Source organism: Bavariicoccus seileri WCC 4188, assembly GCF_000421665.1.
In the GTDB taxonomy this organism is placed as follows: Bacteria; Bacillota; Bacilli; order Lactobacillales; family Aerococcaceae; genus Bavariicoccus; species Bavariicoccus seileri.
In genome coordinates, this window is record NZ_ATXL01000106.1 from 1 (window position 1) to 1,255 (window position 1,255).

Genomic DNA, 1,255 nt, shown 5'->3' on the forward strand with positions numbered 1-1,255 from the left:
GATCGGCCACATTGGGACTGAGACACGGCCCAAACTCCTACGGGAGGCAGCAGTAGGGAATCTTCCGCAATGGACGAAAGTCTGACGGAGCAACGCCGCGTGAGTGAAGAAGGTTTTCGGATCGTAAAACTCTGTTGTTAGAGAAGAACATGTCTGAGAGTAACTGTTCAGGCAATGACGGTATCTAACCAGAAAGCCACGGCTAACTACGTGCCAGCAGCCGCGGTAATACGTAGGTGGCAAGCGTTGTCCGGATTTATTGGGCGTAAAGCGAGCGCAGGCGGTTTCTTAAGTCTGATGTGAAAGCCCACGGCTTAACCGTGGAGGGTCATTGGAAACTGGGAAACTTGAGTGCAGAAGAGGAGAGTGGAATTCCATGTGTAGCGGTGAAATGCGTAGATATATGGAGGAACACCAGTGGCGAAGGCGACTCTCTGGTCTGTAACTGACGCTGAGGCTCGAAAGCGTGGGTAGCAAACAGGATTAGATACCCTGGTAGTCCACGCCGTAAACGATGAGTGCTAAGTGTTGGAGGGTTTCCGCCCTTCAGTGCTGCAGTTAACGCATTAAGCACTCCGCCTGGGGAGTACGACCGCAAGGTTGAAACTCAAAGGAATTGACGGGGACCCGCACAAGCGGTGGAGCATGTGGTTTAATTCGAAGCAACGCGAAGAACCTTACCAAGTCTTGACATCCTTTGACCACTCTAGAGATAGAGCTTCCCCTTCGGGGGCAAAGTGACAGGTGGTGCATGGTTGTCGTCAGCTCGTGTCGTGAGATGTTGGGTTAAGTCCCGCAACGAGCGCAACCCTTATCATTAGTTGCCAGCATTTAGTTGGGCACTCTAGTGATACTGCCGGTGACAAACCGGAGGAAGGTGGGGATGACGTCAAATCAGCATGCCCCTTATGACTTGGGCTACACACGTGCTACAATGGATGGTACAACGAGCAGCGAACTCGCGAGAGTCAGCGAATCTCTAAAAGCCATTCTCAGTTCGGATTGCAGGCTGCAACTCGCCTGCATGAAGCCGGAATCGCTAGTAATCGCGGATCAGCACGCCGCGGTGAATCCGTTCCCGGGTCTTGTACACACCGCCCGTCACACCACGAGAGTTTGTAACACCCAAAGTCGGTGAGGTAACCATTCGGAGCCAGCCGCCTAAGGTGGGACAGATGATTGGGGTGAAGTCGTAACAAGGTAGCCGTATCGGAAGGTGCGGCTGGATCACCTCCTTTCTAAGGAATAACTGACG

At 52.9% G+C, this 1,255-nt stretch carries 1 rRNA gene; it reads left to right on the forward strand.

The annotated features are described in order from the left end of the window. Positions 1–1,238, forward strand: a 16S ribosomal RNA gene (locus H541_RS0110975); the annotation flags it as partial. Between the last annotated feature and the right edge of the window lie 17 nt (positions 1,239–1,255).